This window comes from Kitasatospora sp. NPDC051984 (genome assembly GCF_044593455.1).
Classification (GTDB): Bacteria; Actinomycetota; Actinomycetes; order Streptomycetales; family Streptomycetaceae; genus Kitasatospora.
The window spans coordinates 245,550-271,809 of record NZ_JBIUCB010000007.1 but is presented as its reverse complement, the minus strand read 5'-3'; the positions used below and the strand labels follow the sequence as shown (position 1 = coordinate 271,809).

Sequence of the window (26,260 nt, the reverse complement as noted above, 5' to 3'; positions counted from 1 at the left end):
GCGGCCTGCCGTGGGCACGCTGACACCCTATGAGCAGTCAGGTCCGGCGTCCCGCATCGGAGCTGTGCGGTTCGGACTCAGCGCTCGAACACCGGGCGATCCGCACGCTCCCGGTCGGCGGTGGCGTCCGCGTACAGTGGCAGCCCAGGTGGGCACGGCGACGGGACGGTGTGATGAACGACGGGCGGCTGGCGGTGCACTCCGGCGAGGACGGGACGATGGCAGCGCACCGGGCACTGTCCTGGCGGGTGCGGCCTTCGGCGCCGGACGCGGCGGTGCTGGTGCTGCACGGCGGGCGGGAGTTCGGCCCGGAACCGGTGCCGGCGCTGAACCTGCCGGGCCTGCGGATGCGCCCGTTCGCGCGGGCCGTGGAACGCGCGGTGCGACGCTCGACACAGCCCGGCTCGGACGGGGCTGCGGGCCGGTCGCTGGCGGTGGGCACCGTGCACTACCGCTGCCGGGGCTGGAACGGTGAGCGCGCGGACGCGGCCCGCGACGCGGAGGCGGCGCTGGCGGAGTTGGCGGAGACGCTCGGGCCGGTGCCGACGGTGCTGATCGGGCACTCGATGGGCGGCCGGGCGGCGCTGCGGGCAGCCGCGCACCCGTGCGTGCAGGGAGTGGTGGCGCTGGCGCCGTGGTGCCCGCAGGACGAGCCGACCGAGCACCTGCGGGGCACGTCGGTGCTGATGCTGCACGGCGACCGCGACCGGGTGACGCCGCCCGCCGACACCGATCTGTTCGCTCTCCGGGCCCGCGACCACGGGGCGCGGGTGGCCGGCTACCGGGTGTTCGGCAGCGGCCACACTCTGATGCGCCGGGCCGGCGACTGGCACCGCACCACCGCCGGACTGGCGCTGGCCCTGCTGGGACTGGCCACGCTGCCCGACGAGATCGGCACCGCGCTGGCCCTCGAGGGCGGCGGCCCGGAGGGTCTGGGCATTCCGCTGGCGGGGCGCCGCTGAGCGCGCGCCACTGGGTCCGTCTCGGCCCAGTCGGTCGGGCGCGGGGAGTTCATCCCTGCGGAGATAATCTCCGCATAGATGATCTCTCTCGGCCGATCAAAACCGATCGCCGCTCACAGAAAACATCCCCGCAGAGATTATCTCCGCGTAGATCATCTCCCCGGCCCACCCCTGACCCACCGCGCGCACCCACCCAACGCACAACAAACGGGCGAGCACCCCAACGCCAGACCGGCCCGGGCGACCGCACAGCGACGGACAGTGAAGGCCGATTCCCCCGCTCGACGGGGACGGGCCGGGGGCGCACACTCCGGGGGAGGAGACGTCCGCCAATCGAATGAGGGAGGACCCGGCCATGGGGATCAGACTGACCACTGATCGGCTCGTCGTCCGCGACTGGACGCCCGACGACGCCGAGGACGCGCTGGCCGTGTACGGCTCCACGGACGTCGCCCGCTGGCTGACGCCGGCGATGTCGCAGGTCGCCGATGTCGATGCGATGCGTTTGGTGCTGCAGGCCTGGGCGCAGGAGCAGTCCGGACTGCTGCCTCCGCGCGGGCGGTGGGCGGTGGAGCGGCGGGAGGACAAGAAGGTGGTCGGCGGGCTGAGCATCCGTCCGCTGCCGCCGTACGACGAGGACCTGGAGATCACTTGGCAGCTCGCCCCGCACGCCTGGGGCCAGGGGTACGCGACGGAGGCGGGTCTGGCGCTGTTGAGGTGGGCGTTCACCCAGGACGTCGAGGAGGTGTTCGCGGTGGCCCGGCCGAAGAACGACCGGGCGCACGCGGTGGCGAAGCGGCTCGGGATGCGCTGGGTCGGCGAGACCACCAAGTACTACAACCTGAATCTCCAGGTCTACCGGATCCGCCCCTCCGACCTGGCCTGATCCTCCCCCTCCCCCTCCCCTTCCCCCTCCCCGGCCACTGCGCCGGCGGGAGGTCACACGCGGCAGAGACGCGCGGCGAGTTCGGGGGGCAGTGGGTAGCGGCGCTCGTCCGGGAGCAGCCGGCGGGCCTGTTCGGTGCGGCCGGCGCGGACCAGTTCGGCGGCGCGGCGGATCTGCGGAGTGAGGTCGGCGAGGGACACGATCCACTCCTCGGCGAACTCCCGGACGATCCCCGCCCCAGGCCGACCTGGATGCTGTAGTGGTTGAGCGCCGCCCCGCGCAGCGACCGCTCCGGGTCCCACTGGACGTGCACCCGGGCCGCCGCCAGCCGCTGCTGGTCGCCGGTGGTCAACTCGGCTGCTGCCAGCGCGCGTTCCCAGCCCTGCCGGGTGATCCGGACGGCCAGGATGCGTTCCTGTCCGGACTTGGTGCCCCAGTTGCTGCGGTGCAGCAGCCAGGGCAGCGAGGGCTTGATCCAAGTCATCCGGCGGAACGAGAACGGCGCGACGAACCGTCCGGCCCGCAGCGCGGGTTCGGCGATCGCGGGCGCGTACGCCTGGTAGACGACGATCGTGCTGGCGTCGAAGTCGGCGCGCACGGCGTGCAGTTCGGACGCCCGCCCTGACGTGGCGGACCGACTGGACGACCGATTGGGCGCGTGGCGGGGCGAGCTGTGCTGCTGAGCCATCCTCCGACCCTGCCACTCGCCCGATCCCGCCGGCCACGCATTTTCGGTGGCCGGCCGACCGCCCTCCGACAGCTGGGCGTGCGCCGTTGACGTGACGCCAACTCCCTACCGGCGCCTACGCATTCACAACGGCTTCGGCGGCCACGCGCGCGGGCCGGACCGGGTGCTTGCTCAGAATGGAGACGCGGTTGAAGGCGTTGATGGCGATGGCCACCCAGATCACGGCGGAGATCTGCTCGTCGCCGAGCACCGCCCGGGCCTGCGCGTACGCCACGTCCTGGGCGGTGGCGTCGGCAGGGTGGGTGGTGGCCTCGGCGAGCGCCAGTGCGGCCCGCTCGCGCTCGTCGAACAGGGCGGTGTCGCGCCAGGCGTTCAGCACGCCGAGCCGCTGCACGCTCTCGCCGGCCTGCAGGGCGGCCTTGGTGTGCACGTCCAGGCAGTAGGCGCAGCCGTTGATCTGCGAGACGCGCAGGTTGACCAGTTCAACGAGGCGGCGGTCGAGTCCCGCCTCGGCAGCGGCCTCGCGGACCGCCTCGGCGTTGGACCGCAGAGCACGGAAGGCCTGCGGGTGCTGCTTGTCGATGTAGACCCGCCGGCCGGTCGTGGTGGTCGCCACCTCGGTCACCTGGAGCTCCTCCGCCTGCGTACTGGTATTTGCCTGACGATACCCTCCATAATAGTTGAAGCTGGAACGATTTGTTGGAACGGGCCGACCGGGAACTCCGGTAACCGGACGGCACGGGAGGGAACACAACCATGAGCACCACCGAGAACGACCCCCGCGCGGCCACCGTCCGGGTCCTCCCGCCGCGGGACGTCCCGCTCGGCGGCCCGCGCGCGATGACCGTCCGCCGCACCCTCCCCCAGCGCGAGCGCACCCTGATCGGCGCCTGGTGCTTCATCGACCACTACGGCCCCGACGACGTCGCCATCACCGGCGGCATGGACGTCGCCCCGCACCCGCACATCGGCCTGCAGACCGTCAGCTGGCTGTTCAGCGGCGAGATCGAGCACCGCGACAGCCTCGGCGTGCACGCCTTCGTCCGGCCCGGCGAACTCAACCTCATGACGGCCGGCCGCGGCATCGCCCACTCCGAGACCTCGACGGCCGCCACCAGCACCCTGCACGGCGTCCAGCTCTGGGTCGCGCTCCCCGACGAACACCGGCACACCGCACGGGACTTCCACCACCACGTCCCCGGCCCGGTCACGCTCGACGGCGCCGAGGTCCGCGTCTTCCTCGGCACGCTGGCCGGCGAAACCTCCCCCGTCCCCACCTTCAGCCCGCTGCTCGGCGCCGAACTCGTCCTCGACCCTGGCACCACCCTCACCCTCGACGTCGACCCCACCTTCGAACACGGCCTCCTCGTCGACCAGGGCGACATCACCTTCGCCGGCACCCCCCTGCACCCCGCCGACCTCGGCTACCTCCCGCCCGGCCCCAGCACCCTCATCATCACCAACCCCTCCCCCACCCCCGCCCGCCTGATCCTGCTCGGCGGCACCCCCTTCGACGAGCAGATCGTCATGTGGTGGAACTTCATCGGCCGATCCAGTGAGGAGATCGTACAAGCACGAATCGACTGGGAGAAGGGGGTCCGGTTCGGCGAAGTCGAGGGCTACCCGGGCGACCGACTGCCCGCGCCGGAGCTTCCGAACATCGCCCTCAAGGCGCGAGGAAACCGCGCCTGACCTGCTCACATGTCGCACTCGGCGGTCGCGGCGACCAGCCCCATGCGGGGTGGCCCGCGACCGCCTTCGGCTCTGGGCGAGACGCCAACGAGCGTCGCGGGCCGAGCTCTCGACAGCAGTCCCGGAGACCCTGCCGATTCCCGCCTGCGGGCGGGTTTCGCACGCTGCGGGTGGATGGATGCTGACCTTTTGCTGACTTTGCTGACGGGTCGTCAGCAGACGGGAAGAACCGTTCGCGCACGCGGCGGACATGGGGCCGACGGCCTCACAGCTGCACCACCCCCCGCGATCCGGCCCGTTTGCCGGCCTCGCACGTTCCGCCCACGTCGCACCTCGGTTGGCACTCCCCAGCCGTAGCGGCGCAGCACGTTGCGCGCGAAATCCTTGCCGCCGTCGGTCATCGCGGTGGTCCAGCGTGCCTCGTGGACCAGGAGTGCCTGGACGGTTTCAGGGGTGAGGGCGGGGTGGGCAGTGTAAGCGTTGGCGGTGGTGAGCGGTCGCCGCCGGCGGCGAGGGGCCGGTACCCATCGAGCATGGCGAGGTCGGTGCGGGCGCCGACGGTCAGGACGTTCCGGATCGCCTCCCGGCCCCCGTCCTGCCCGGGGCGACTCTCGCCCCGTGCAGGAATCCCCCGGTTTCGCAGGCCGGTTGAGGAGCCGTCGTGCCGGCCAGGTCGACCGCGACGTCCGGGTGCCACGGGAGCAGCGCGAGGTCCTGGTCCTGCAGGGCGAGGACCAGGGCCGAGTCGGGCAGCGCCCGGCGCAGGTCGCGCAGCAGTGCCTCGGCGGTCGGCCGGTCGAGTCCTGCGGTGGGTTCGTCGAGCAGCAGGATGCGCGGCCGGCGCAGGATCGCCCGGGCGACGGCGAGGCGGCGGCGCTGTCCTTGGGAGAGCGCGCGGCCGGCGGGGCCGACCGGGGTGTCCAAGGGCAGGGCGCCGAGGCCGACTGTCGCCAGCGCAGAACGCAGGTGCTCCGGGTCGGCGAGTGGTGCGGCCAGGCGCAAGTTGGCCGCGACGGTCGTGTCGGCGAGCCAGTCGTCGGCCTCGACCAGGGTGAGCACGTCGGCGACGGCTTCGGCGGGCAGGTCCGCGACAGGAGCGCCGTCCAGCCGTACCCGGCCGGAGGTGGTCGGCAGCCGTCCGGCCAGTTGCCCGAGAAGCGTGGATTTCCCACTGCCGTTCGGGCCGGTGACGACGATCAGCCGGGGAGCGCGGACGGTGAACGACAGTGGCCGCCCACCGTTGGCAGCGGGCAGGTCCATCACGGTGAGCACCGGGCCGCGCCGCGTCGGCGCGGGCGGCTGCCGGTCGGCGGTGGCCGCACCGAGCGGGCCGAGACGCGCTGCCGCGTCCTGGGCGGCGGCCAGCTCCTGCAGCAGCTGCGGAAGGCGCTCCAGTAGGTCCCACACCGCCGCGAGCAGCAGCACCTCGCCGACGGCGTCGGCCACCGGCTGCGACCAGGCGCCTGCCTGCAGCGCGAGAAGCAGGGCGAGGCCCTGGCCGAGGGCGGCGAGCAGCCTCAGGCCCAAGCGGCCCTTGCGCTGCTCGGCTGCCGCGGCGGCGGCAGCCGCCTCCTCGTGCTCCAGCGCCGTCGCGACGACGCCTCGGGCTTGCGGGATCGCGTCCAGGCAGCGCAGTTCGTTGAAAGCGGTCCGGGCGGCGATCAGGTTCGTCCCGGCGCCGGCCCGCGCGACGGCCGCGCCTGCGAGGTGCCGCCGGGCCCGGCGGCCGGTGCGGATCGCCCACCAGATGCCGCCCATGAACACGGCGAGCTCGGCCGCACCGAGCGTCGGGCTCGCCCGCAGCAGCAGCGCCTCCACCAGCACCGCGGTGACCGCGCAGCCGGCGAGTGGCGCGACGACCTGGGCGGGCAGGCCAGCCACCGTCTCGACATCGGCGGTCAGGCGGGCGAGCAGGGTTCCGTCGCGCTGGGCTCGGAGCTCGCGCGCGCTCAGTTCGCCGGCACCCCGGACCAGGCGGCCGCGCAGGGTCACGGTCGTGGCGAGGACGACCCGGTGGCTGACCAGCCGTTCGAGGTAGCGCAGCGACGTGCGCAGCAGGGCGAGGGCGCGGACCGTCCCCGACGGGTACATCCACGACCAGGTCGTGTTGGCCAGCAGGGTCACCAGCGCGCAGGTCGTCAGGAACCAGCCGGACAGGCCCAGCAGCGCCGCTGCGCTCAGTTCCGCCGCCGCGGCCAACGCGATGGCGACGGCCAGGTCGCGGCGGGGCATGGAGTGGCGCAGCAGTTTCCAGGCGTTCATCGCGTCCTTCCCCGGTCCAGGTCGATCGTCCGGTCGGCGAGCGGGAGCAGTGCGGGGCTGTGGGTGGCGAGCAGCACGCTCCGGCCGCGCATCAGCGTGCGCAGGGCCGCCACCACGCGGGCCTCCGCCACCGGGTCGAGGTGGGCGGTGGGCTCGTCCAGGCAGAGCAGCGGGGCGTCCCGCAGCAGTGCCCGGACGAGGGAGAGTTGCTGGGACTGGCCGGAGGAGAGCCCGCTGCCCCGCTCGCCGAGCGGGGTGTCCAGACCGCCCGGCAGGTCGGCGAGCAGGTCGCTGAAGCCGAGCGTGCGGAAGGCGGCGGAGAGTGCTTCGTCGGTGGCATCGGGTCGGGCCAGGAGCAGGTTCTCGCGGACGGTGCCGGGCAGCAGGTGCGCGGGTTGGCCGACCCAGGCGACCGAGGCGGGTGACGGCGGCTGGAAGGTGCCGCCCCGCTCGTGGGCGACGGTTCCGGAGGTGGGTTGAGCCAGTCCCGCGGCGACGGCGAGCAGGGTCGACTTGCCCGCGCCGCTGGGCCCGGTGACGGCGACGAGGGCGCCGGGGGCCAGCTGGAGGCTCACGTCGTCCAGTGCCGGCTCCGTACGCTCTGGATGACGGACCGTCACATGGTCCAGGTGCACGCCGGCCGCGCCGCCGGTGTGCCGGGCCGGCGCGGGCGGGTCCGGATCATCGCCGTCATTGCCGGCGCCGGCGAGTATCCCTTCGATCAGCTCCGCTGCGGCGCGGGCCTCGGCTCGGGCGTGGTAGCCCCGGGCCAGGTCGCGGGCGGGGGCGAAGTAGGCGGGGGTGAGCACCAGCACGAAGAGCGCGGTGGCCAGGCTCATCCGGCCTGGCACCAGCGGCAGCTGGAGGTAGTCGAGGAGCGCCAGTCCGCAGTAGGTCGCCACCACGGCGAGCGTGCCGGTGATCAGCAGCTCGATCCAGGCGGTGGAGAGGAAGGCGACCCGTAGCACCGCCTGGGTGCGACGGGCCAGTTCCTCGTCGTCCTCGCGCAGCGCGACGGCGGCGGTGTCCCGGGCGCCCAGTCCGATCAGGGTGGGCAGGCCGCGCAGGTGGTCGAGCAGGCGCGCGCCGTGCCGGCGCACCGCCGTGAGCTGCGCGTGCACGGCGGCCTGCGTACCGAGGCCGATGACCTTGAGGTTGGCGGGCAGCAACGGGGTGGCGATGACCAGGATCAGTGCTACGAACCAGCTGCGAACCGCGATGGCGGCCAAGGTCAGACCGCTGCCCAGCAGCATCGTGGTGCGAGCGGGGACGTACTCGGTGAGCCACTCGGTCAGCCGGGCGACCTCACCGGTCAGGGACTCGGCGAGGGCGGCGTCACCGATGGCGGGCCGGGCGGGGCCGCGCGCCGGCAGAGCTGCGGCGAGCAGGCGCTCGCGCAGTGCCGCGCGCACCCGGCGGGCGCCGCGCGCGGCCGCCGCGTCGGCGGTGGCCAGCAGCGCCGCCCGGACCGCCACACCGGCCAGCACGAGCCCGGCGCCGGGCAGGACCCGTACCGGGAGCCGTCCGCCGTGCTGGCCGGTGAGCCCGCGCTGCGCCGCCCAGGCCAGACCGGCCGCCCAGAGCACGGTGCCCAGCGGAGCCAGACCGCGCAGCAGGCCCGCCCGCCGCAACTCCGCGCGGCCGGGCTCGGCCCACGCGTGCAACCGGGCCGACACCTCGTCGTCCTGGTCCCGGACGCGCGCGTCGCCGAGTTCGGTCAGCAGGGCGGTCGAGGTGCTCACGTCCCCGTCCGAACGGTGTCCTGGTCGTCCGGGTCGAGATCGAAGACCCCGTCCCGCTGGTCCCTCCGGTCGCTGATGATCCAGGCGGCCAGGGCCGCCGCCGACAGGAGCGTGACGCCCAGCGGATCGATCCAGGTCGCAACGCCACCGAAGACGTCCTGGGACACGGCCGCCAACCCGGCGCCCAGCACGGTGAGCAGTGCGCGCCGGACCACGACCACGAAGCCGCCCGGCTCGGGCCGGGCTTGGCGGGGTGCCCCCGTGCGCACCCGCAGCGGGTCGAGCGGCGCCTCCGGGGTCTGCGTGAACTTACCCCGGAAGGCCCACCAGGCGTACGCGTTGTAGGCGAACACCACCGGCATGCACAATCCCACGCCGACGACGAGGAAGGTCTGCGAGCCGGGCGGACTGGACGCCTGATGGAGCGTCAGTCCGGGCGGGACGACCACCGGCGCGGTCGCGGCCACCAGGGCGAGCAGGCCGCAGACCTGGGCGGTGACCACACCCGCGAACGGCCGCCAGTCGGGCCGCCGTCCGAAGCCGTACCAGGCCACCGCGCCCGCGGCCGCCGCCCCGGCGACGGCAGTCCAGAACAGTGCCGCGCGCACCGGTTCGTCGAACCCGAACTCCTGCGGGTCGGCGGCCTGCAGGCCGAACCCGAGGATCAGCGCGGCCACGGCGGTGGCCGCCAGCAGCGGGCGCCCGGCCCGACCGGCGCGTTCGCGGGCGGCACCTTCGGTCTTGTCCTGCAGCCAGGCGGCCCCGGCCAGCAGGTAGAGCGCCACCAGGCCGAGCGCGCACAGCAGGCTGTAGGGGGTGAGCCAGTCGAAGGCACCGCCGCTGAACGACCCGTCACGCTGCGCCAGTCCGGAGAGCACGCCGCCGAGCACCAGGCCCTGGCAGAGGGTCGCAGCGAGCGAGGAGGCGCCGAACAGCAGGGCCCACCCGCGCCGGTAGCCGGTGGCGGCGCTCTGGAACTCCAGTCCCATGCCGCGCAGGATGATCGCGAGCAGCATGCCGATCAGCGGCAGGTAGACCCCGGGGAGCACGGTCGCGTAGACGCCGGGCAGCCCGGCCCACAGGGCCACACCGGCCAGTACGAGCCAGCTCTCGTTCGCGTCCCAGGCGGTGGCGATCAACTCGCCGTACTCGCGCCGGCTCTCCCCCTTGGCGAACAGGCTGAGCATGCCGACGCCCAGGTCGTAGCCGTCCAGGACGACGTACATGCCGAGCGAGAGCAGGACGAGGGCGTAGGTGGCGTACTCAAGCAACGGAGGCCTCCGTTCCGGGGGCGGCCGTCGCGGCTTCACCCGTGGGCAGGTCGGGTCCGGCCTTGACGGTACGGACGATGTAGCGGACCCAGATGGCCAGCAGGGCCGCGTAGAGGAGCACGAAGGCGGTCAGGGTGGTCGCGGCCTGCGCCGTGCTCAAGTGCGACAGCGCGTCCTGGGTGCGCAGCTTGCCGTAGACCACCCAGGGCTGGCGCCCCGCCTCGGCGGTGATCCACCCGCCGGTGATCGCGATGACGCCGGCCGGTGTCATCCAGACCATCCAGCGCAGGAATCGGCGGGAGTCGAACAGTCGCCTCCGCAGGCGCAGCACCAGCCCCGCGAGGGCGGTGGCGAACATGGCGAGGGCGGTGAAGTACATGGCCCGGAAGCCGTAGAAGGTGCTCCACATGTTGGGCCGCTGGTCGGGCGGGGTCTCCAGCAGGCCGGGCACCGCGGCCTCGCCGGTGAGATCGTGGCCGATCACCGCGCCCAGGTGCGGGACTGTGATGCGCAGATCGTTCGCACCCCGGTCGGTGTCGGGGACGACGACCAGGTTGTACCCGTTGTTGTCGGTGCGCCAGTTGCCTTCGAACGCCTGGAGTTTCGCGGGCTGGTGCTGCGCCATGAAGATGGCGGTGGCGTCGCCGATGTACAGCTGGACCGGCATCAGGACGGCGAGCACGCCGAGGGCGACGGACAGGCAGCGGCGGGCGAACGGCAGCGCGGCCCGGCGCTGCTTGACCAGATACCAGGCGGAGATGCCTCCGACGAACCAGCTCGCACTGATCAGCACGGCCAGCAGCATGTGCGGGAAGCGGTAGGTGAAGGCCGGGTTGAGCAGGACCTCGCCCCAGTCGCTCGGGTGGAACTGGCCGGCCGTCTCGGTGTAGCCGGCCGGGTCCTGCATCCAGCTGTTGGCGGACAGGATCCAGGTGGTGGACAGCAGGGTGCCGAAGGCCACCATCCAGGAGGCGAAGGCCATGGTCCGCGGCTTGACCCGGCCCTCGCCGTAGAGCATCACGCCGATGAAGCCGGCCTCCAGGAAGAAGGCCGTGATGACCTCCATGCCGATGGTCACCCCGATGACGGGTCCGACGGCGTGGGCGAAGACGCCCCAGTTGAGGCCGAACTCGAAGGTCATCACGGTGCCCGCGACGACGCCGAGGCCGAAGCCGACAGCGAAGATCTTCTTCCAGAAGCGGAAGATCTGCTGATAGAGCGGGTTTCCCGTGCGTACGTAAGCGGTCTGCACGACGGCGAGCAGCACGGAGAGACCGACCGTGAGGGCCGGGAAGGACATGTGGAAGATCGCCGTGATGGCGAACTGCCATCGGGACAGTTCCAAGGCGGCCGTTGAGGGCATGAGGTCTCCGGAAGGGACGCGGCGCGAATGGGGAGCCGAGCGAAGTGGTGCCGTCTCACTCCCGGTTGAGCAGGACGGTGGCACCGGCCAGCACCGCGCTGGCCACCAGGGCCCACGCGATCTGGCCGTGCAGCACCAGGACCGCACCCGGCAGGGCGCCCGCCAGCATGGTGGCGACGGCGAGGACCCTGCGGCGCTGGCGGGGGGCGGTGCCGCCGGCAAGGCGGGAGTCGGCGGCGAGGCCGGTCAGGGTGAGGGTGAGGACGGTGGTGGTGAGGTCGGGGACGGCGAGGGCGCGCACGGTGCCGTTGCGGATGCCCATCGCCACCGCCACAAGGGCGATCACGGTGTACTGCGCGGCCCCCTCGACACCCCGGACGAAGGCGACGGCAGCGGCCGCGCCGTGCAGCGAGACCTCCAGGACCAGGGCCGCGCGCAGCCACCGGCCGCGCCGCGTAGTGGCGTACCGCCCCGCGAGGCGGCCGGCCAGGACCGCGCCGGCGAGGAAGGCGACGAGGGAGGTCAGCGAGCCTGCGACGGAGAAGCCGGGTGCTCCGGCCAGGGCGAAGGCGATGACGACCACGTTGCCGGTCATGTTCGCCGTGAAGACATGGCCGAGGCCGAGGTAGCTCACCGCGTCGATCAGGCCGCTGACCGCGGTGAGGGCGAACAGGGCCAGCGCCAGCGGATGACGGTCGTGAACCTGTGGTCCGGGAACCTGTGGTCCGGGAACCTGTGGTCCGGGAACCTGTGGCGGGGCGGTGCGGGGATCACCTGCGGGCGTGGTCATGACGCCTCCTCTCCGAGTTGTCGCATCGTCAGAAGAAGCACGGGTCCAGCGGCGCCGCGCCCTGCCCCGGGAGGGCGAGACCGCGGGCCGCACGCCAGGCCGACCGCCTGGACCAGTCCGTCCCGGACGGCCACGGCACTGGCCCGGGGGCGGCGCGGGTCGTTGGTCAACACCTTGGCGTTGCGGACGACCAGGTCGGCGGGCTCCTCGGTAGCGCCGGGGCGGATTCCGGCAACGGGCATGGCGGACAACGGGGTTCCTCTCTCGGGCAGTCCGGTGGAACGACCCGGCGAACCTAGGCCGCCGGCCGCGTCCGTAGTGCCATCGCAGCGCATCGCCGGTTGCCTCTCAGCGCACGGTTCCCCCTCGACGACCCACCCGGGGCCCGCGTGCAGTGTCGGAACACTCCCGGGGCACGGAGGGAGCAGCCGTTCCGTGCGAAGCGTCCTAGCGTCGTCCAGCGTGCGGCCCCGCCGGTCCGACGGGGCCCAGCGCTTCATCGACTCCCTGACGCTCCGAGAGAAGAGAAGAATCATGGTCGACTTCGACAGGGTCCACGCCGCCCCGAGTCCCGATCTGCTCACCCCGGACAACGCGATGATGCTGTTCGTCGACCACCAGCCGCAGATGTTCTTCGGCACCGGCAGCGGCGACCGCACCGCCATCATCAACTCGACCGTCGGCCTGGCGAAGGCCGCGAAGATATTCGACGTGCCGGTGGTGCTCTCCACCGTGGCGGCGGAGTCCTTCTCCGGGCCGATCCTCCCGCAGCTGCGGGCGGTCTTCCCCGAGCAGAAGTTGATCGACCGGACCAGCATGAACGCCTGGGAGGACGCGGCGCTGGTCGAGGCGGTCAAGGCGACCGGCCGCAGCAAGATCATCCTCTCCGGCCTGTGGACCGAGGTCTGCCTGGTCCTGCCGGCGCTGTCGGCGCTGCATCAGGGCTACGAGGTGTACGTGGTCGCGGACGCCTCCGGCGGTGTGAGCCCGCAGGCGCACGAGCACGCCCTGCAGCGGATGACCGCGGCCGGGGCAGTGCCGGTCACCTGGGTGCAGGTGCTGCTGGAGCTCCAGCGCGACTGGGCCCGGACCGAGACCTATGTCGCGGTGACGGACCTGGTCAAGGAGCACGGCGGCGCCTACGGCATGGGTGTCGTCTACGCCCAGGCCATGGTCAACCCGCACGCCGCCGGCTGACGGGCCGCGACCGAACTCGACCGGAGTCCATCGTGAACACGGGCCTTCTCCTGCTGCGGGTGGTCGCAGGCCTGCTGATCGCGGGCCACGGCGTCCAGAAGGTCAGTTTCCGCCTGGGCGGCAGCGGACTGGCGGGTGGCACCGCGGAGTTCCGCGGCGACGGCTTCCGAGGCGGGAAGCTCACCGCGCTCGCCGCGGGCGGCACCCAGATCGGGGCCGGGCTGATGCTGGCGCTCGGCCTGCTCACCCCGCTGGCCGGCGCGGGTGTGATGGGCGTGATGACAGTCGCCCTCACCGTCAAGTGGCCGCACGGGCTGTGGGTACAGCACGACGGGTACGAGTACCCCCTCGTGCTGATCGCCATCGGTGCAGTGCTGGCCGCCACCGGCCCAGGCCGGTGGTCGCTCGACGCCGCGCTCGGCCTGGCGCACTGGCCATGGTGGTGGCTGCCGACGGCGGTGGTCGTCGGCGTCGGCGGCGGCGTGGCCACGCGGCTCGCCCTGCACCGGACCTGACCGCGGGCGACTCCTTATGGCGCGGACCCCGGGGAAGGTCGATAGAGCCGAGTACCGTCACGGATTCCGCCGGGTCCGCCTGGACCCCACTGCGGGAGAAGGTTTTCCGCCGGGCTGGCCCAGGTCGTCTCGAACACGGGCGGCTGGATGCAGACCGTCGGGCCACAGTGGCCGTGGTCGGCCACTGGGCGGCCGGCCGACCGGGGCGCGGCTACGCGGGTCCGGCGAGATGGGTGCCGAACCGCCCCTGACCTCGACGTCAGCAGTTCACGGGCGTTCGGGACGCGGTCCCCAGGGCCGTCCGTGCCCCAGGAGCCCTCCCGGCTCAAAGCGGTGATGGGACGGCGCGCCCCGCCTGGAACGAGGACGGCTGCCTCACCTCAACGTGTGGTCGACCGGCCTGGCCTGGACCGCAGCCCCGACCCGCCGGCCGCACTGCGCACCGTCCCGGCCGAGCACCTGCTCGCCGCCTACCGGCAGCTCGTCCGGGACGTCTCCCCCCCCGGGCAGCATCGCTCCGCCGATGTACCCCGTCCTCGGCGCCTTCGGCGTGCCGGCGATCTGCAGCAGGCCCTCGCGGACGGGCGCCTGGACGGCAAACAGTTGCTGACCGGGACCAAGGACGAGATGACGGCGTTCTTCACGTTCGCCCCATTCATCCGGTCCGCCATCGCCGAGCAGGCGCGCTCGATCGCGGCGGCACTGCTTGAGGGCGGCGCGGGGCGGTTCGCCGCCACGGGCCGGCCCGCCGCGGACCGGTGGCACCCCTAGGAGCCTGCCGAACCGGCCACTATCCGGCACTTCGCCTGAGGCGGGAACACTGGCGGCCCACCGAGCACGCAGCGGGTCCCGACGCCTTCGGCTTCTCGTCGATGCCGGCCGCCCGGACTTCCAGCGGGACACCGTCGCCGCCATCCGGGTGGTCAGCGCGGCGTACCGGCGGACGCTGTCGCAGTGGAAGGCCTGCCAGGCCGGAGCGTCCGCCTGGCCTGCTCCAGCACCGCCCGACCCGACACCTGCACCTCGACCCCCACCTGCGGCTCGGTCCGCCGGTCCCGTGCGATCAGCGCCGCCGGCCGGGAGACCCGCGCCGCGTCCGCCTCCAGCGTCGAGATTCGCACGTACCCCAGCCGATGCGACGCCAGATGCCCCTCGACCGGCACCAGCGCCCGCGACAGATCCCTGCTCCAGAACGCCGCCTTCTCGTCGTCCGGGACCGCCGCGGACGTCACCTGCAAGCCCACCTGACCGCCCTTTCGCCGAAACCCTTCGACGTCAGCCTGATCCGCAGGCCGGGAGGCGTGTTAGGTCATCTGACTACCGGGTTTCAGCGGTGCGCCGCAGGACCGACTCGGTGCACGGGAAGCAGTTCGGTGAACATCCGCTCCAGCTTCCGCCCGAGCGGCAGCCGCTCCGGCAGGGGAGCGGTTCCCCGCTGCTGTGCGGCCGCCAGTTGGCGCGGCAGCTCCACCAGCGCCAGGGGGTTTCCGGCCGCCTCCGCCAGCACCCGGTCCCTGGCGGGAGCGGCGAGTTCGGGGTAGCGGGTGCCCAGCAGCAGGGCCGCGTCCGTCTGCGGCAGGGCCCGCACGTCGACGGCTTCGGCCGACCAGGCCTGAGCGGCCGGCCCGTCCGGGCGGGTGGCGCCGACGATCACCACCGGCAGTTCGGCGCAGCGACGGTGGAGGAAGGCGAAGACGGTTGCGCTGGAGGTGTCGATCCAGTGCAGGTCGTCCAGGAGCAGCAGCAGGGGGGCGGTCCGCACCGTCTCTCCCAGCAGCGCCAGGGTGGCGGCTCCGACGGCGAACCCGCTCGGGGTTCCGGAGCGGCCGTCGAGCGCGCTCTCCAGGGCCTCCCGCTGGTGCGCGGACAAGGCACCGGAACGCTGGATGAGGAGCCAGAACGCCTGGTGGAGGGCCCCGAATGCGAGGTCCGTCTCCGCCTCCGTGCCGACCGCCCGCAGCACGGTGAACCCGCGCTCGCGCGCCGCGCGCTCCACCCAGGCCAGCAGCGTGCTCTTACCGACGCCTGCCTCGCCGCGCAGCAGCACGGTGGACCCGCTCGCACCGTCCACCGCCTGGACCAGGGCCGCGGTCAGCAGTTCCGTCTCCCGCTGCCGCCCGACCAGAACCGGCACCCGCCCGCCGTCCGCCACTCTCGTCCCCCTCGAGTCCGCCGGCCCGCTCCGCGGGCACCCAAGGTTACCGGCCGTCAGAACATCCCGGAATTACGGCGTGTACAGCTCCCGGTGCGCAGCGTCCTCGGGCTCCAGGGCAGGGCGCGATGACCGGCGGTGCGCCGAGAGACAACCACGGATGCGCGCACAGTCCATTGCTGTGCCCCGCAACGGACTAGCTTCGGCCTCCTCGCGCAGGCGGGTCGCCCCGCACGCGATCGTCGCCGGGGCACGGAAGCCGGCGGCCACCCACCCAGACGAAGGTCGGCGAAACGATGAGCGATCTCCGCGCCGGACAACCGCGCAGCACCGCGGACGACTTGTGGTGCCCTTTCCCGTCCCTGACCAACCGACACGCCGACCAGGCGGACCGGCAGAGCCTTACCTGGCTGGCGCGGCACCGGCTGCTGGACGGGCAGCCGCACCGGGCGATGCGGATCGGGCGTCAGCGCAGCGGCCACCTGGCCGCACGGACCAATCCCGAGGTGCCCGCCGACATGCTGCGCCTGCTGTCCGACTGGTACGTGTGGCTCTTCTCCTTCGACGACGGCTACTGCGAGGACCGCGAACGCGGCGCCCGTCCCGCGCCGCTGGCACGGACTACCGCTCTGCTGGCCCGGGTGCTCGACGCGGACTTGGCCGAAGCGGACGTGGCCGAGGCCGGCCTGGACGGACCGGCCCACACCTTCGCCGCGGCCCTGCGGGACATACGGGACCGGGTCGCCGCACAGGCGTCGCCGTCACAGCTGTTCCGCTGGGAGTGCTCAGTCCGCGACTACCTCCACGCCCAGGTATGGGAGGCCGCGAACCGGGAGGCCGGACTGGTGCCGGGACCGGCCGAGTACGTGGCGATGCGTCGGCACGCGGGAGCGACGTACACCTGTCTCACCCTGGTCGACGTCGCGGCGGGCTACGAAGTGCCTTCCGCCGAGGCGGACAGCCCCGCGCTGCGTCGGCTCAGGGACATCACCGCGAACCTGGTGAGCTGGGACAACGACCTTTACTCCCATGCCAAGGAGACGGCCGGCGGCCAGGGCCGCCACAACCTGGTCGAGGTCCTCGCCCTCCACCACCGCTGTTCGTCGGCCGAGGCCCGGAAGTCTGCCATCGCCATGCGCGATGCCGAGATGGCCGCGTTCGTCGAGCTGAGCCGGACCGTCCGCACCACCGGGAGTCCTGCGACAGCGGCGTACGCGCGCGGCCTCGGTCTGTGGCTGCGGGGCCACATCGACTGGTCCCGCAGCAGCTCGCGGTTCGACGCACCACCGCCCGTGGCGAGGCACTGATGTCCGAGGACGACGCCGCGCCCGCCGGGGTGCCGTGCGCTCCGGGCCGACTGCCTCTGCTCGGGCACCTGGTCCCGCTGCTCACCTGCCCCCTGCCCTTTCTCCAGTCACTGGCCGACCACGGCCCCGTGGTGCGGATCCACCTGTGGCACAGGCCGGTTCACGTCCTCACAGACCCCGAACTGGTCCACCGACTGCTCGTCAAAGACGCCGCGAAGACCGAGAAGGGCTTCGTCTTCGACAAGGCCCGCGGACTGCTGGGCAACGGCCTGTTCACCTCCGAGGGCGCGTTCCACCTCCGCCAGCGGCGACTGGTCCAGCCGGCCTTCCACCGCGACAGCATCCGCCGGTACGCCACGCTGGCCGCACGGGCGGCAGCGGCAGCAGTGTCGCGCTGGGAGCCCGGACGGGCCGCGCCGATCGAAACGCGGATGCACGAACTCGCCCGGGACATCGTGGTCGAGGCGCTGTTCGCCACCCATCTGAGCCGCGACCAGAAGAACAGGATCGACCGGGCCGTGCCCGTGGTCCTCACCGGATTCGTCCGACGGGCGCTCTACCCCTCGCCGCTGCTGGAGAAGCTGCCCGTACCCGCCAACCGGCGCTTCGATGCGGCGGTCCAGGGCCTGCGCACCGTCGTGGACGAGATCGTCGCCCAGGCCGCCGGCCTACAGCAGGGCCCGGACGGCACGCTGCTCTCCCTGCTGCTGTCCACCCGCGACGAGGAGACCGGCCTCGCCATGGCACCGGCCCAGGTCCGGGACGAGGCGGTCTCGCTGCTCCTGGCCGGCACCGAGACGACCGCCACCACGCTCGCCTGGCTGTTCCACGAACTCGCCCGGCACCAGGACCTGCAGGACGAGCTGAGCGAGGAGGTCCGCGCCATCGCCGCCGACGGCGTCGTGTCCATGGACGACCTGCCGCGCCTGGAACGCACGGGGCACGCGATCAGCGAGACCCTCCGGCTCCACACCCCCAACTGGATCCTGATGCGCCGGGCAGTGGCGCCGCTCCACTACGGCGGCGTCCTCCTGCCCCCGGGAGCGGAGATCCTGTTCAGCCCGACCGCACTGCACCGCTCCCCCAAGCTCCACACCGACCCGTTACGATTCGATCCCGACCGCTGGTCCCGTCCCGCGGATCGTGCCCCGGCCAGGCTGTTCTTCCCCTTCGGCGCCGGCCACCACAAGTGCGTCGGCGAGTCCTTCGCCTGGACCGAGATGCTCGTCATCACCGCAGCCGTCCTCGCCCGCCTACGGCTCAGGCCGGCCACGGCCACCCCGGTCAGGGAGAACGCCACCGCCGCCACCGTCCGCCCGCGCGGCCCCCTCCTCATCGCCGAACCGCGATGAGCGGGGGATGCCCGAAGCCGTCGCCGCGCCACTCGCCGACCACCCACCGCGCCCGCGCCGAACCACCTCAGGTAGTCGATCCGCGCCGCACGGCCCGACGGCGCCCCGATCTACGTGATCCTCGACAACCTGTCCGCTCACAAAGGCGCCGACATCCGCCGCTGGACGAAGGAGAACAAGGTCGAGTTGTGCTTCACCCCGACCTACGCCTCGTGGGCCAACCCGATCGAGGCGCACTTCGGGCTGCTGAGGCAGTTCACCATCGCCAACTCCAACCACCCCAACCACACCGTGCAGACCCGGGCCCTGCACGCCTACCTGCGCTGGCGCAGCGCCAACGCCGGCCACCGCGACGTCCTGGCCGCCGAACGCAAAGAACGCGCCCGCATCCGAAGCGAGAAAGGCGTCCGCTGGGGCGGACGGCCTCTCAAGAGCGCAGCTTGATCCAACCTGGCGGACCTATCCGGCCGCATCACTAGAGTTTCGGCCATGAGTGACGACGTTCATATGGCCGCTTCGGCTTCGGATCCGTCGGGGGCCGAAGGGTGGTGGACGGACCTGCCATGGCTGGTGAACGCTGATCCTGAGCGGGTTCTGGGGTTGCTGGCTTCCGATGCGGATTCCGATGCGCGACTGATGGCTGCGGTTTACCGGGCGTCGGTGGACGTACACCGGGACGTGCCACCGTGGGTGCGGCGGCAGCTGCTGGCCCTGGACGCGGCTCGGTACGGGGACCGGGAGTTGTCGGCACGGATTGCCGCCGTGTCAGTGGAGGGTGTCGACACCGAGCCATGGCAGGTGCTGTGGTCCACCGGCGCGCAGAGTGACCCGCACTTCCAGATGAACCCGTCCGGTCACACCGGCGGTGTTGACGCGGTGGTGACAACCTTCTCGGACGGCCGCCACGTCGTGGTCACCGGCAGCAAGGACCAGACGGTCCGGGTGCGGGACCTTCAGACCGGCCAACCGGTCGGCGGGCCCATGAGCGACCTCAACGGCAGAGTGTGGGCGGTGGCGACGGAGGTCGTGGACGGTCGGCCGTGCGTCGTCACGGCCAGCGACTGGGCGGTACTCGCGTGGGACCTGGCCACCCGCCGGCAGACGGGCGAGCTGCCGGGGATCAACGGTGAGGTGTGGTGTCTGGGCACGGCTGTCGTCCAGGGGCGACCGTGTGCGCTCGCCAGCGACGACGACGTGTCCGTGCGGGTCTGGGATCTGGCCAGTGGGGAACAGGTCGGCGAACTCACCGGACACGACGACTTCCTGATGGCCATCGACACGCTGGTGATCGATGACAGGCCCCATGCGGTGGGCTGTATGAGCGGTGGCAAGGTCTGGCAGTGGGACCTGACCACCGGACAACCGGTCGGGGAGCCCCTGCCGGGCCACGACGGCGAGGCGTGGGCGGTCGCGACAGCGGTCGTCGGCGGCAGAGCCCACGCGATCACGGCAGGTTACGACGCCACCGTGCGCGTGTGGGACCTGGTCATGGGGCGGGAAGTCGGCAGGCTGGTCGGCCACGAAGGCACCGTGTCCGCGGTGGTGACCGCGGTGATCGGTGGAGAACTCCGCGTCGTCACCGGTGGTTCGGATGGAACGGTGTGCCTGTGGGAGCCGGCCGCCGGGCGGCAGATCGGCCGGGAGCTGGTGTTTCCCGCGCCAGTCCATGCGCTGACCGTGACCCCGGAAGGCTCGCTCGTGGTGGGCTTCGGCGGCGACGTCGCGGTCCTGTCCCTGCACGCCGACCCTGACTCTACTGGGCCGTGAGCCGTTGGTGCTGTGACCGGATGGTTGCTGGTTCCGCCCCGGCGAGCGGGCCGAAGTGCGCCTCGATCGGCAGCCGGGACGCGCAGACCTCGCCCAGGCGCTCGACGGTCCGCGCGCAGAACGCCTTCTCCGCCCGGGCCGAGGCGATGATCCGGTCGATCCGGCCCGGCGGCTCGATCCGGCCCGGCGGCTCGATCCGGTCCGCCCGGCACTGCACCAGCAGCACCTCCCGCAGCCGGTCCTCCACCCGTGCGACCGGGCAGACCTCGTGTGTCCACTGCCGCGAGGGAAGACCCGTCATCTCCGGGTGATTGCCGGAGCCCTGTTCGACCACAGGCACCCGTGCCGCGAGTCGGCGCGAATGCGGCCACCCCGTGAATCGTCACCGTCCGCGTGGGCGTACTCGTTGACGCGGAAAAGTGTGAGTGGTTGAATACTCACATGAGCAAGGAGCGAGCCCGCCAGTTGTCCACCGCCGAGGAACGCCGCGAGACGGTGCTGCGCACCGCCATCGGCGCCTTCGCGGCGCGGGGCTACTGGGGCACCACGACGACCGAGGTCGCCAAGGCGGCCGGCATCTCCCAGGCCTACGTTTACCGCCTGTTCCCCAGCAAGGAGTCGCTGTTCGCGGCCGTGGTCGAGCACTGCTTCGTCCAGGTGCGGGCAAGTCTGGAGGGCGGGGCCGCCGACGCCACAGGCAGCTCGCCGGAGGCGGTACTGGAGGCCATGGGCGATGCCTATGCCCGGCTGATCAGCAACAACGACCTGATGCTGATCCAACTGCACGCCCAGGCCGCCGCCGTCTCGGAGCCGGCTGTGCGCGAGGTGGTCCGCCGGGGCTACGCGCGGCTGGTGGAGTACGTACGCGGCGCCTCCGGCGGGAGCGACGAGCAGATCCAGCAGTTCTTCGCCATCGGCATGCTGTGTCACCTGATCGTCTCGATGGGCGCGGACGAAGCGGACGGGCCCTGGATGCGGACGCTGGCGGCAGGCGTCACGCACTACTGAGCAGGGCGGTCGGCGGGGCGAGCCCCGCCGTCTCTTCGGCTTCAAGAGTGAGTGGCTAACCACTCATATTTTTGGGCTCACGAGAGTGAGTGGCCAACCACTCATGGAGGACGGGATGTTCAGGACTTCTGGAACCACGAGAAGCCCCGCGGCCGCGCTCGCGGCCCTGGCCGGGGCCCAGTTCACCATCATGCTGGCCACCTCGATCGTGAACGTGGCCCTCCCGCAGATCCGCGCCGGCGTCGGACTGTCGGACAGCGGCACGACCTGGGTGGTCAACGCCTACGGCCTGGCGTTCGGGGCGCTGCTCCTGGCCGGTGGTCGCGCCGCGGACCTGCTGGGACGGCGGACGGTCCTGCTGGGCGGCCTCATGCTGTTCGGTGCGGCCTCGGTGGCGGCGGGGCTCGCCTCCTCCTCCGGCATCCTGATCGCGGCCCGCGCCGTCCAGGGCATCGGGGCTGCGGCCATCGCCCCTGCGGCCCTGGCCCTGGTCATGGATCTGTTCCCGCCCGGCCCCGGACGGGGCAGGGCGCTGGGCGTGTGGGGAGCGGTCTCCGGCGCGGGCGGCGCGGCAGGAGTACTGCTCGGCGGGGTGCTGACCCAGGCGCTCGGCTGGCGGTGGATCTTCCACGCCGTCGCGATCGGCGCGTTCCTGGTCCTCGCCGCGGCCGCTGCCTTCGCCCCGAGGACTTCGGTGCAGGAGAGCGGGAGGTTCGACGTCCTCGGCACCGCCGCCGTCACACTCGCACTGACCGCCCTGGTCTGGGGGCTGACCACGGCCCGCCGCTCCGGCTGGACCGACCCACAGGTCCTCGGCGCCTTCGCGGTCGCCGCAGTGCTGACTGTCGCGCTGGTCCTGATCGAGCGCCGCCACCCGAACCCGCTCCTGCCCCCGCGTCTGTTCGGCGCCGGACGCGTCACGGCCGGGAACGTGCTGATGGCCCTGCTCGGCTCGGTCTGGATCGCCCTGTTCTTCTTCCTGCCGCTCTACCAGCAGCAGGTCCTGGGCTCCAGCCCGCTCCTCACCGGCCTCGGCCAACTCCCGCTCGCCGCAGCCAACATGCTCGGCTCCACGCTGGCCCCGCAGGTCTCCCGCCGCATCGGCGCCACCGCCACCGTCACCGCCGCGCTGTTCACCGAGGCAGCCGGCCTGCTGTGGCTGTCGCAGATCAGCGCCCACGGCAGCTACCTCACCGACGTCCTCGGTCCGAGCATCCTCATCGGCCTGGGCCTGAGCGTCGCCTTCGTCCAACTGACCGCGCTGTCCGTCGAAGGCGTCGACCGGCAGGACTCCGGCCTGGCCGGAGGGCTGGTCAACACCACGCGCCAGGTCGGCGGCGCGATCGGCCTGGCCGTCCTGGCCACCCTGGCCGGCACCGCCACGGCCCGCACCGCGACCCACCAGCCCCACCTGGACGCGCTCACCGCCGGCTACCGCACCGCCTTCGGCATCTCGGCCGCGGTCCTGGCCGCCACCGCCCTGCTCGCCGCAGGTCTGACGCGGCGCGGCGGCGCCCTCGCCGCGGAGGCACCCGCCCCCGCCTCGACCACCGTCCCCACCAACTGACCCACCGCCAGACCCGACCCCCATCACCGGATCACCCGAGAGGAACCACCGCCATGTTCACCATCGACGAGACCGCCCCCGTCATCGTCCGCCTGTCCACCGTGATCGACGCTCCGATCGAGACGGTCTGGGCCCTGCACACCGACATCGACGCCTGGGCCGACTGGAACGCGGACGTGGACCGGGCCGAGCTCGACGGCCCGCTGCAGCCCGGCAGCTCCTTCCGCTGGAAGACCCACGGCCTGGAGATCACCTCCACCGTCCGAGAGATCGTCCCCGGCCGGCGACTGGTGTGGGGCGGCCCCGCCAACGGCATCGACGGCGTCCACGTGTGGACCTTCGAGCAGACCGGCGGCCAGGTCACCGTCCGCACCGAGGAGTCCTGGAGCGGCGCCCCCGTCGACGCCGCCGCCGAGGAGCTCGGCCGAGCGCTGGAGCACTCCCTGACCACCTGGCTGGCGAGTCTCAAGGCCCGTGCCGAGCAGCAGCGCTGACCCCACCCCGACCGCCGATCCGGCTTCCGCAGCTCACCGTTCCAACCGACCAGAGAGGTCCCCGCCATGTCCAACAAGCCGTACCTGACCGGCCACTACACCCCCGTCGCCGACGAGGTCACCGCCGTCGGCCTGACCGTCGAGGGCAACCTGCCCCCGGAGCTGACCGGCCGGCTGATCCGCAACAGCCACAACCCCAAGCCCGGCGTCACCCCCACCCACTGGTTCAAGGGCAGCGGCATGGTCCACGGCATCCGCCTGCGCGACGGCGAGGCCGAGTGGTACCGCAACCGCTGGGTGCACACCCCGGCCCTGGACGGCGCCCCCTATCTGACCGACCACGGCCCCGACCTGACCGCCAGCACCGCCGGCACCCACGTCATCGAGCACGCCGGACGCCTGCTCGCCCTGTGCGAAGCCAACTTCCCCTTCGAGCTCACCCCGGAGCTGGAGACGGTCGGCGCCTACGACTTCGACGGCAAGCTGCGCAGCGCGATGACCGCCCACCCGAAGACCGACCCGGTCACCGGCGAGCTGCACTTCTTCGGCTCCTCCCCGTTCCCTCCCTACCTGATGTACTACGTCGCCGACGCCAAGGGCCGGGTCACGCACGGCTTCGAGGTGCCGGGCGCCACCGCCTCCCTCAAGCACGATTTCGCGATCACCCGCAACCACGTCGTCTTCGTCGAGGGCACCGTCACCTTCGCCCCGAACGAGCACTCCGGCATCCCCTACGGCTGGAACGACGACCAGCCCGCCCGGATCGGCGTCATGCCGCGCGGCCCTCAGGGCGCCGGAAAGATCCGGTGGTTCGCCATCGAGCCGGGCAACATGCTGCACGCCGCCAACGCCTACGAGGACGCCCAGGGGCGCATCGTCCTGGAAGGGCCGACCGTGGACCGCGAGGGCTTCCAGCTCTCCTGGAACTGGTGGGTCGGCGCGCCGGGGCGCGGCACCGAGCCCAACACCCGCTCCTACACCCGGCGTTGGGTCGTCGACCTGACCGCCGGCCGCGTCGACGAGCAGGTCGTCGACGACCTCGCGGTCGAGTTCCCGACCCTCAACGAGGACTTCCTCGGCGCCGAGCACCGCTACCAGTACGCGGTCTCCTTCCCCGACCAGGAGGGCTTCGGCGGCTACGGCATCGTCAAGTACGACCGCACCACCGGCAGCCGCCTGGTCCACCAGGCCGGCGACGCCCGGCTGCCCAGCGAGGCCGTCTTCGTCCCCGCCGCGGGCGCCACCCGCGAGGACGACGGCTACCTCCTCACCGTCGTCTCCGACCTCAAGCAGGACGCCTCCCAGCTCCTGGTCCTGGACGCCGCCGGCCTCGACCGGATCGCCACCGTCCACCTCCCGCGCCGCGTCACCGGCGGCATCCACGGCTCCTGGATCCCCGACAGCGACCTCGACGCCCCCCGCGGCTGAACCACCGCAACGCCCCGGGGACGCGGAGCGGGCCGACGTTGTCATGGCGGCCAGAGTGTGGCTCAACCCCATTGCGGACGCCTCCCGGCGAGACGGTGGTCCGGTTCTGCCGGACCACCGCGCTGGTTCGGGCCGAGTTTCTACTTGGTGGCGATGACGTAGACGCCGGCCCAGCTGGCCCACTCGCGCTTGGGGTTGGCGAGTGAGGTGTCGAAGGTCCAGAGGCGTGGCGTGTAGGCGGGGTCGTCGTCCTGGTCGCGGAAGACGTAGTTGATCAGGCCGAGGTAGGTGTTGATGTCGTCGCGACAGCTGCGCTAGGAGTGCCAGCGCTCGATCATCTCGTCGGCGGCGACCGGGGCGGCCGGATAGCGGCCGAGCACGTGGGCGGCGTCCCGCCCTCCCGTGATGACCTGCCCGCCCGAGGCAAGCACCCGGAAGCTCTCGCGGGCGAAGCCCTTGGCGGAGCGCGGGTGGTCGATGTACACCAGGGAAAGAAGCCGGCCAACTGGTGGCTGCCGCCGCCGATCTGCACCTTCGTCGGCTGGGTCTCGAGGCCGTCGGGGAAGGCGCGCCGGGTGGCCCGGTGGTAGCGGTTCAGCTCGACTTCCTTGGCGGCGGCGCGCAGAGTGCGGGCCAGGCCGTGGCCAATGGTCGGGCTTTGGGCCGGCGCCGCCGTGATCTGCTCGCCGAGCAGGTCGATGGGCGGAATACCCGGCCGGGTCTCCGCCCGCCGGACGCCGTCATCGTCATCGTCATCGTCATCGTCATCGTCAACGAGTCGACCTCGACCATGGCGGAACAGCTCGAGTGGCTGCCCACCACCCGCCCCGGCTCGTTCTTCGCCACGGCCAGCGGGGACATCGGCTGGGCCGTCCCGGCGGGGGTGGGCGTGGCGCTGGCCGACCGGGAGCGCGGGGTGCGGCGCCCGGTGGTCGGCCTGATCGGCGACGGCTCCTTCCGGTACTCCGTCCAGGCGCTCTACACCGCGGCCCGGCACCGCCTCCCGATCGTCTACGTGGTCATGCGCAACCACGAGTACGCGATCCTCAAGTCCTTCGCCCGGCTGGAGGACACCCCGGGCGTCCCCGGACTGGACCTGCCGGACCTGGACATCGCCTCCCTCGCCCGCGGCTAAGGCTGCCGCGCCGTCGACGTGCGGTCGTCGCAGGCGAGAGCTACTGCGGCGAACACCTCGGCGACCAGGTCGTCGCCTTCATGGGTGCGCTGGCACCCGACATCCACCGCGAACTGCACCGGCTCCACGTCATGGGCGACGTGGTCGCCGTCGAGCTGACGACCGAGGGCACCGTCACCGGCCCCTTCGAGACACCCCCCGGCACCGTCCACGCAGCCGGTGCCCGACTCAGCATCCCCACCGCCGACTTCTGGTACGTGGAAGGCGGGAAGGTCAAGGAGTTCAACTGCTACGTCGGAGTCAGCGTCATGCTCGCCCAACTCGGCGTGCACCCCGACTTCGCCTCCGCCGTCACAGCCCCCTGACCACCCCCTGACGGAACAGGAAGTGCCCGACTGCCGCGCTGCCGAGCACCTCCGGCTCCCGCCGATGACCGCCCTCACACGATCGCCGTCGCGGGCGGCCACCGACACGAATGCCCTCCGGAGGCGCGGGATCCACCCGCCATCACGGCCTCGGAGCCACCTCCGAGCCGCCCGCCGGACCGCTCCACTCCAACCCTGCGGAAGGGTCGCCGGTGCCCGACTCCTCACAGCGCCACCCAAACCCCGTCGCCGCCTGTCCTGAGCTTCATCCACGGCCTGCTCTTCGCGATCCCGTGGGCTCGACGTGACCTGCCGCG

Annotated in this window: 24 protein-coding genes and 3 pseudogenes; 16 read left to right on the top strand and 11 right to left on the bottom strand. The window is 72.4% G+C overall.

Annotated features, from left to right (window positions below):
• Positions 1-173 precede the first annotated feature (173 nt).
• Positions 174-962: an alpha/beta fold hydrolase gene (locus ACIHEI_RS17075; RefSeq protein WP_396607171.1), complete on the top strand. Its 789-nt coding sequence runs from the start codon at positions 174-176 to the stop codon at positions 960-962.
• Between the two features lie 355 nt (positions 963-1,317).
• Entirely contained in the window at positions 1,318-1,848 is a 531-nt protein-coding gene (locus ACIHEI_RS17070) for a GNAT family N-acetyltransferase (RefSeq protein WP_392946004.1), read from the top strand.
• Positions 1,849-1,901: 53 nt separating this feature from the next.
• On the opposite strand, the pseudogene ACIHEI_RS17065 reads toward ACIHEI_RS17070, so the two are convergent.
• Positions 1,902-2,455: pseudogene (locus ACIHEI_RS17065) on the bottom strand (DUF4291 domain-containing protein).
• Positions 2,456-2,651: 196 nt separating this feature from the next.
• Entirely contained in the window at positions 2,652-3,161 is a 510-nt protein-coding gene (locus ACIHEI_RS17060; protein ID WP_387648126.1) for a carboxymuconolactone decarboxylase family protein, read from the bottom strand.
• Between the two features lie 131 nt (positions 3,162-3,292).
• On the opposite strand from ACIHEI_RS17060, the gene ACIHEI_RS17055 reads away from it, so the two are divergent.
• Complete coding sequence (locus ACIHEI_RS17055; protein WP_396607170.1) at positions 3,293-4,228, top strand: pirin family protein; 936 nt, start codon at positions 3,293-3,295, stop codon at positions 4,226-4,228.
• A 561-nt stretch (positions 4,229-4,789) separates the two neighbouring features.
• On the opposite strand, the gene ACIHEI_RS17050 is transcribed toward ACIHEI_RS17055, so the two are convergent.
• From ACIHEI_RS17050 to ACIHEI_RS17030, 5 genes are all read right to left on the bottom strand, one after another.
• Positions 4,790-6,490 carry an ATP-binding cassette domain-containing protein gene (locus ACIHEI_RS17050; RefSeq protein WP_396607169.1) on the bottom strand — a complete coding sequence of 567 codons (1,701 nt, stop codon included), beginning with the start codon at positions 6,488-6,490 and terminating at the stop codon, positions 4,790-4,792.
• Entirely contained in the window at positions 6,487-8,232 is a 1,746-nt protein-coding gene (locus tag ACIHEI_RS17045) for an ABC transporter ATP-binding protein/permease (protein WP_396607168.1), read from the bottom strand. Before ACIHEI_RS17045 ends, ACIHEI_RS17050 begins: the two co-directional genes overlap by 4 nt.
• A complete protein-coding gene (locus ACIHEI_RS17040) occupies positions 8,229-9,503 on the bottom strand; it encodes a cytochrome d ubiquinol oxidase subunit II (protein ID WP_396607167.1) in 1,275 nt (424 codons plus the stop codon). The genes ACIHEI_RS17045 and ACIHEI_RS17040 overlap by 4 nt, the downstream gene beginning before the upstream one ends.
• Positions 9,496-10,848: a cytochrome ubiquinol oxidase subunit I gene (locus ACIHEI_RS17035; protein ID WP_392945990.1), complete on the bottom strand. Its 1,353-nt coding sequence runs from the start codon at positions 10,846-10,848 to the stop codon at positions 9,496-9,498. Before ACIHEI_RS17035 ends, ACIHEI_RS17040 begins: the two co-directional genes overlap by 8 nt.
• Positions 10,849-10,921: 73 nt before the next feature.
• Entirely contained in the window at positions 10,922-11,656 is a 735-nt protein-coding gene (locus ACIHEI_RS17030; RefSeq protein WP_396607166.1) for a YoaK family protein, read from the bottom strand.
• Positions 11,657-12,190: 534 nt separating this feature from the next.
• On the opposite strand from ACIHEI_RS17030, the gene ACIHEI_RS17025 reads away from it, so the two are divergent.
• The 3 genes from ACIHEI_RS17025 (at position 12,191) to ACIHEI_RS17015 (ending at position 14,139) form a co-directional block, all read left to right on the top strand.
• Positions 12,191-12,853, top strand: coding sequence for a hydrolase (locus ACIHEI_RS17025; protein WP_380338285.1), 663 nt, complete (start codon positions 12,191-12,193; stop codon positions 12,851-12,853).
• A 32-nt stretch (positions 12,854-12,885) separates the two neighbouring features.
• Positions 12,886-13,368, top strand: a complete 483-nt coding sequence (locus ACIHEI_RS17020) for a DoxX family protein (RefSeq protein WP_396607165.1) — start codon at positions 12,886-12,888, stop codon at positions 13,366-13,368.
• A gap of 387 nt (positions 13,369-13,755) precedes the next feature.
• Entirely contained in the window at positions 13,756-14,139 is a 384-nt protein-coding gene (locus tag ACIHEI_RS17015; RefSeq protein ID WP_396607164.1) for a hypothetical protein, read from the top strand.
• Positions 14,140-14,291: 152 nt separating this feature from the next.
• On the opposite strand, the gene ACIHEI_RS17010 is transcribed toward ACIHEI_RS17015, so the two are convergent.
• On the bottom strand, positions 14,292-14,612 hold the full coding sequence (locus ACIHEI_RS17010; protein ID WP_396607163.1) for a hypothetical protein: 321 nt from the start codon (positions 14,610-14,612) through the stop codon (positions 14,292-14,294).
• Between the two features lie 83 nt (positions 14,613-14,695).
• Complete coding sequence (locus tag ACIHEI_RS17005; protein ID WP_396607162.1) at positions 14,696-15,520, bottom strand: BREX system ATP-binding domain-containing protein; 825 nt, start codon at positions 15,518-15,520, stop codon at positions 14,696-14,698.
• A gap of 296 nt (positions 15,521-15,816) precedes the next feature.
• Here ACIHEI_RS17005 and ACIHEI_RS17000 point away from each other — a divergent pair, with 296 nt between their 5' ends.
• The 4 genes and pseudogenes from ACIHEI_RS17000 (at position 15,817) to ACIHEI_RS16985 (ending at position 19,946) form a co-directional block, all read left to right on the top strand.
• Positions 15,817-16,827 carry a hypothetical protein gene (locus ACIHEI_RS17000; protein WP_396607161.1) on the top strand — a complete coding sequence of 337 codons (1,011 nt, stop codon included), beginning with the start codon at positions 15,817-15,819 and terminating at the stop codon, positions 16,825-16,827.
• Positions 16,827-18,179 carry a cytochrome P450 gene (locus ACIHEI_RS16995; protein ID WP_396607160.1) on the top strand — a complete coding sequence of 451 codons (1,353 nt, stop codon included), beginning with the start codon at positions 16,827-16,829 and terminating at the stop codon, positions 18,177-18,179. Before ACIHEI_RS17000 ends, ACIHEI_RS16995 begins: the two co-directional genes overlap by 1 nt.
• Before the next feature lie 75 nt (positions 18,180-18,254).
• Positions 18,255-18,623, top strand: a pseudogene (locus ACIHEI_RS16990) (transposase); the annotation flags it as partial.
• 45 nt (positions 18,624-18,668) lie between these two features.
• Positions 18,669-19,946 (top strand): WD40 repeat domain-containing protein, encoded by a 1,278-nt coding sequence (locus ACIHEI_RS16985; RefSeq protein WP_396607159.1) that lies wholly within the window; start codon positions 18,669-18,671, stop codon positions 19,944-19,946.
• Here the strand turns inward: ACIHEI_RS16985 and ACIHEI_RS16980 are convergent.
• Positions 19,933-20,247 carry a hypothetical protein gene (locus ACIHEI_RS16980; RefSeq protein ID WP_396607158.1) on the bottom strand — a complete coding sequence of 105 codons (315 nt, stop codon included), beginning with the start codon at positions 20,245-20,247 and terminating at the stop codon, positions 19,933-19,935. The genes ACIHEI_RS16985 and ACIHEI_RS16980 overlap by 14 nt on opposite strands.
• 140 nt (positions 20,248-20,387) lie before the next feature.
• Here ACIHEI_RS16980 and ACIHEI_RS16975 point away from each other — a divergent pair, with 140 nt between their 5' ends.
• From ACIHEI_RS16975 to ACIHEI_RS16960, 4 genes are all read left to right on the top strand, one after another.
• On the top strand, positions 20,388-20,954 hold the full coding sequence (locus ACIHEI_RS16975; protein WP_396607157.1) for a TetR/AcrR family transcriptional regulator: 567 nt from the start codon (positions 20,388-20,390) through the stop codon (positions 20,952-20,954).
• Between the two features lie 115 nt (positions 20,955-21,069).
• Positions 21,070-22,521, top strand: coding sequence for a DHA2 family efflux MFS transporter permease subunit (locus ACIHEI_RS16970; RefSeq protein ID WP_396607156.1), 1,452 nt, complete (start codon positions 21,070-21,072; stop codon positions 22,519-22,521).
• A gap of 53 nt (positions 22,522-22,574) precedes the next feature.
• Entirely contained in the window at positions 22,575-23,015 is a 441-nt protein-coding gene (locus tag ACIHEI_RS16965; RefSeq protein WP_396607155.1) for an SRPBCC family protein, read from the top strand.
• Positions 23,016-23,081: 66 nt separating this feature from the next.
• Positions 23,082-24,443, top strand: coding sequence for a carotenoid oxygenase family protein (locus tag ACIHEI_RS16960; RefSeq protein WP_396607154.1), 1,362 nt, complete (start codon positions 23,082-23,084; stop codon positions 24,441-24,443).
• A 140-nt stretch (positions 24,444-24,583) separates the two neighbouring features.
• On the opposite strand, the pseudogene ACIHEI_RS16955 reads toward ACIHEI_RS16960, so the two are convergent.
• Positions 24,584-25,143: pseudogene (locus ACIHEI_RS16955) on the bottom strand (glycosyltransferase).
• Here ACIHEI_RS16955 and ACIHEI_RS16950 point away from each other — a divergent pair.
• Positions 25,027-25,578: a thiamine pyrophosphate-dependent enzyme gene (locus tag ACIHEI_RS16950; protein WP_396607254.1), complete on the top strand. Its 552-nt coding sequence runs from the start codon at positions 25,027-25,029 to the stop codon at positions 25,576-25,578. The pseudogene ACIHEI_RS16955 and the gene ACIHEI_RS16950 sit on opposite strands and share 117 nt — an antisense overlap.
• A gap of 2 nt (positions 25,579-25,580) precedes the next feature.
• The gene (locus ACIHEI_RS16945) at positions 25,581-25,943 is read left to right on the top strand and encodes a nuclear transport factor 2 family protein (protein ID WP_396607253.1); all 363 of its coding nucleotides are present in this window, start codon (positions 25,581-25,583) and stop codon (positions 25,941-25,943) included.
• Positions 25,944-26,260: the final 317 nt, after the last annotated feature.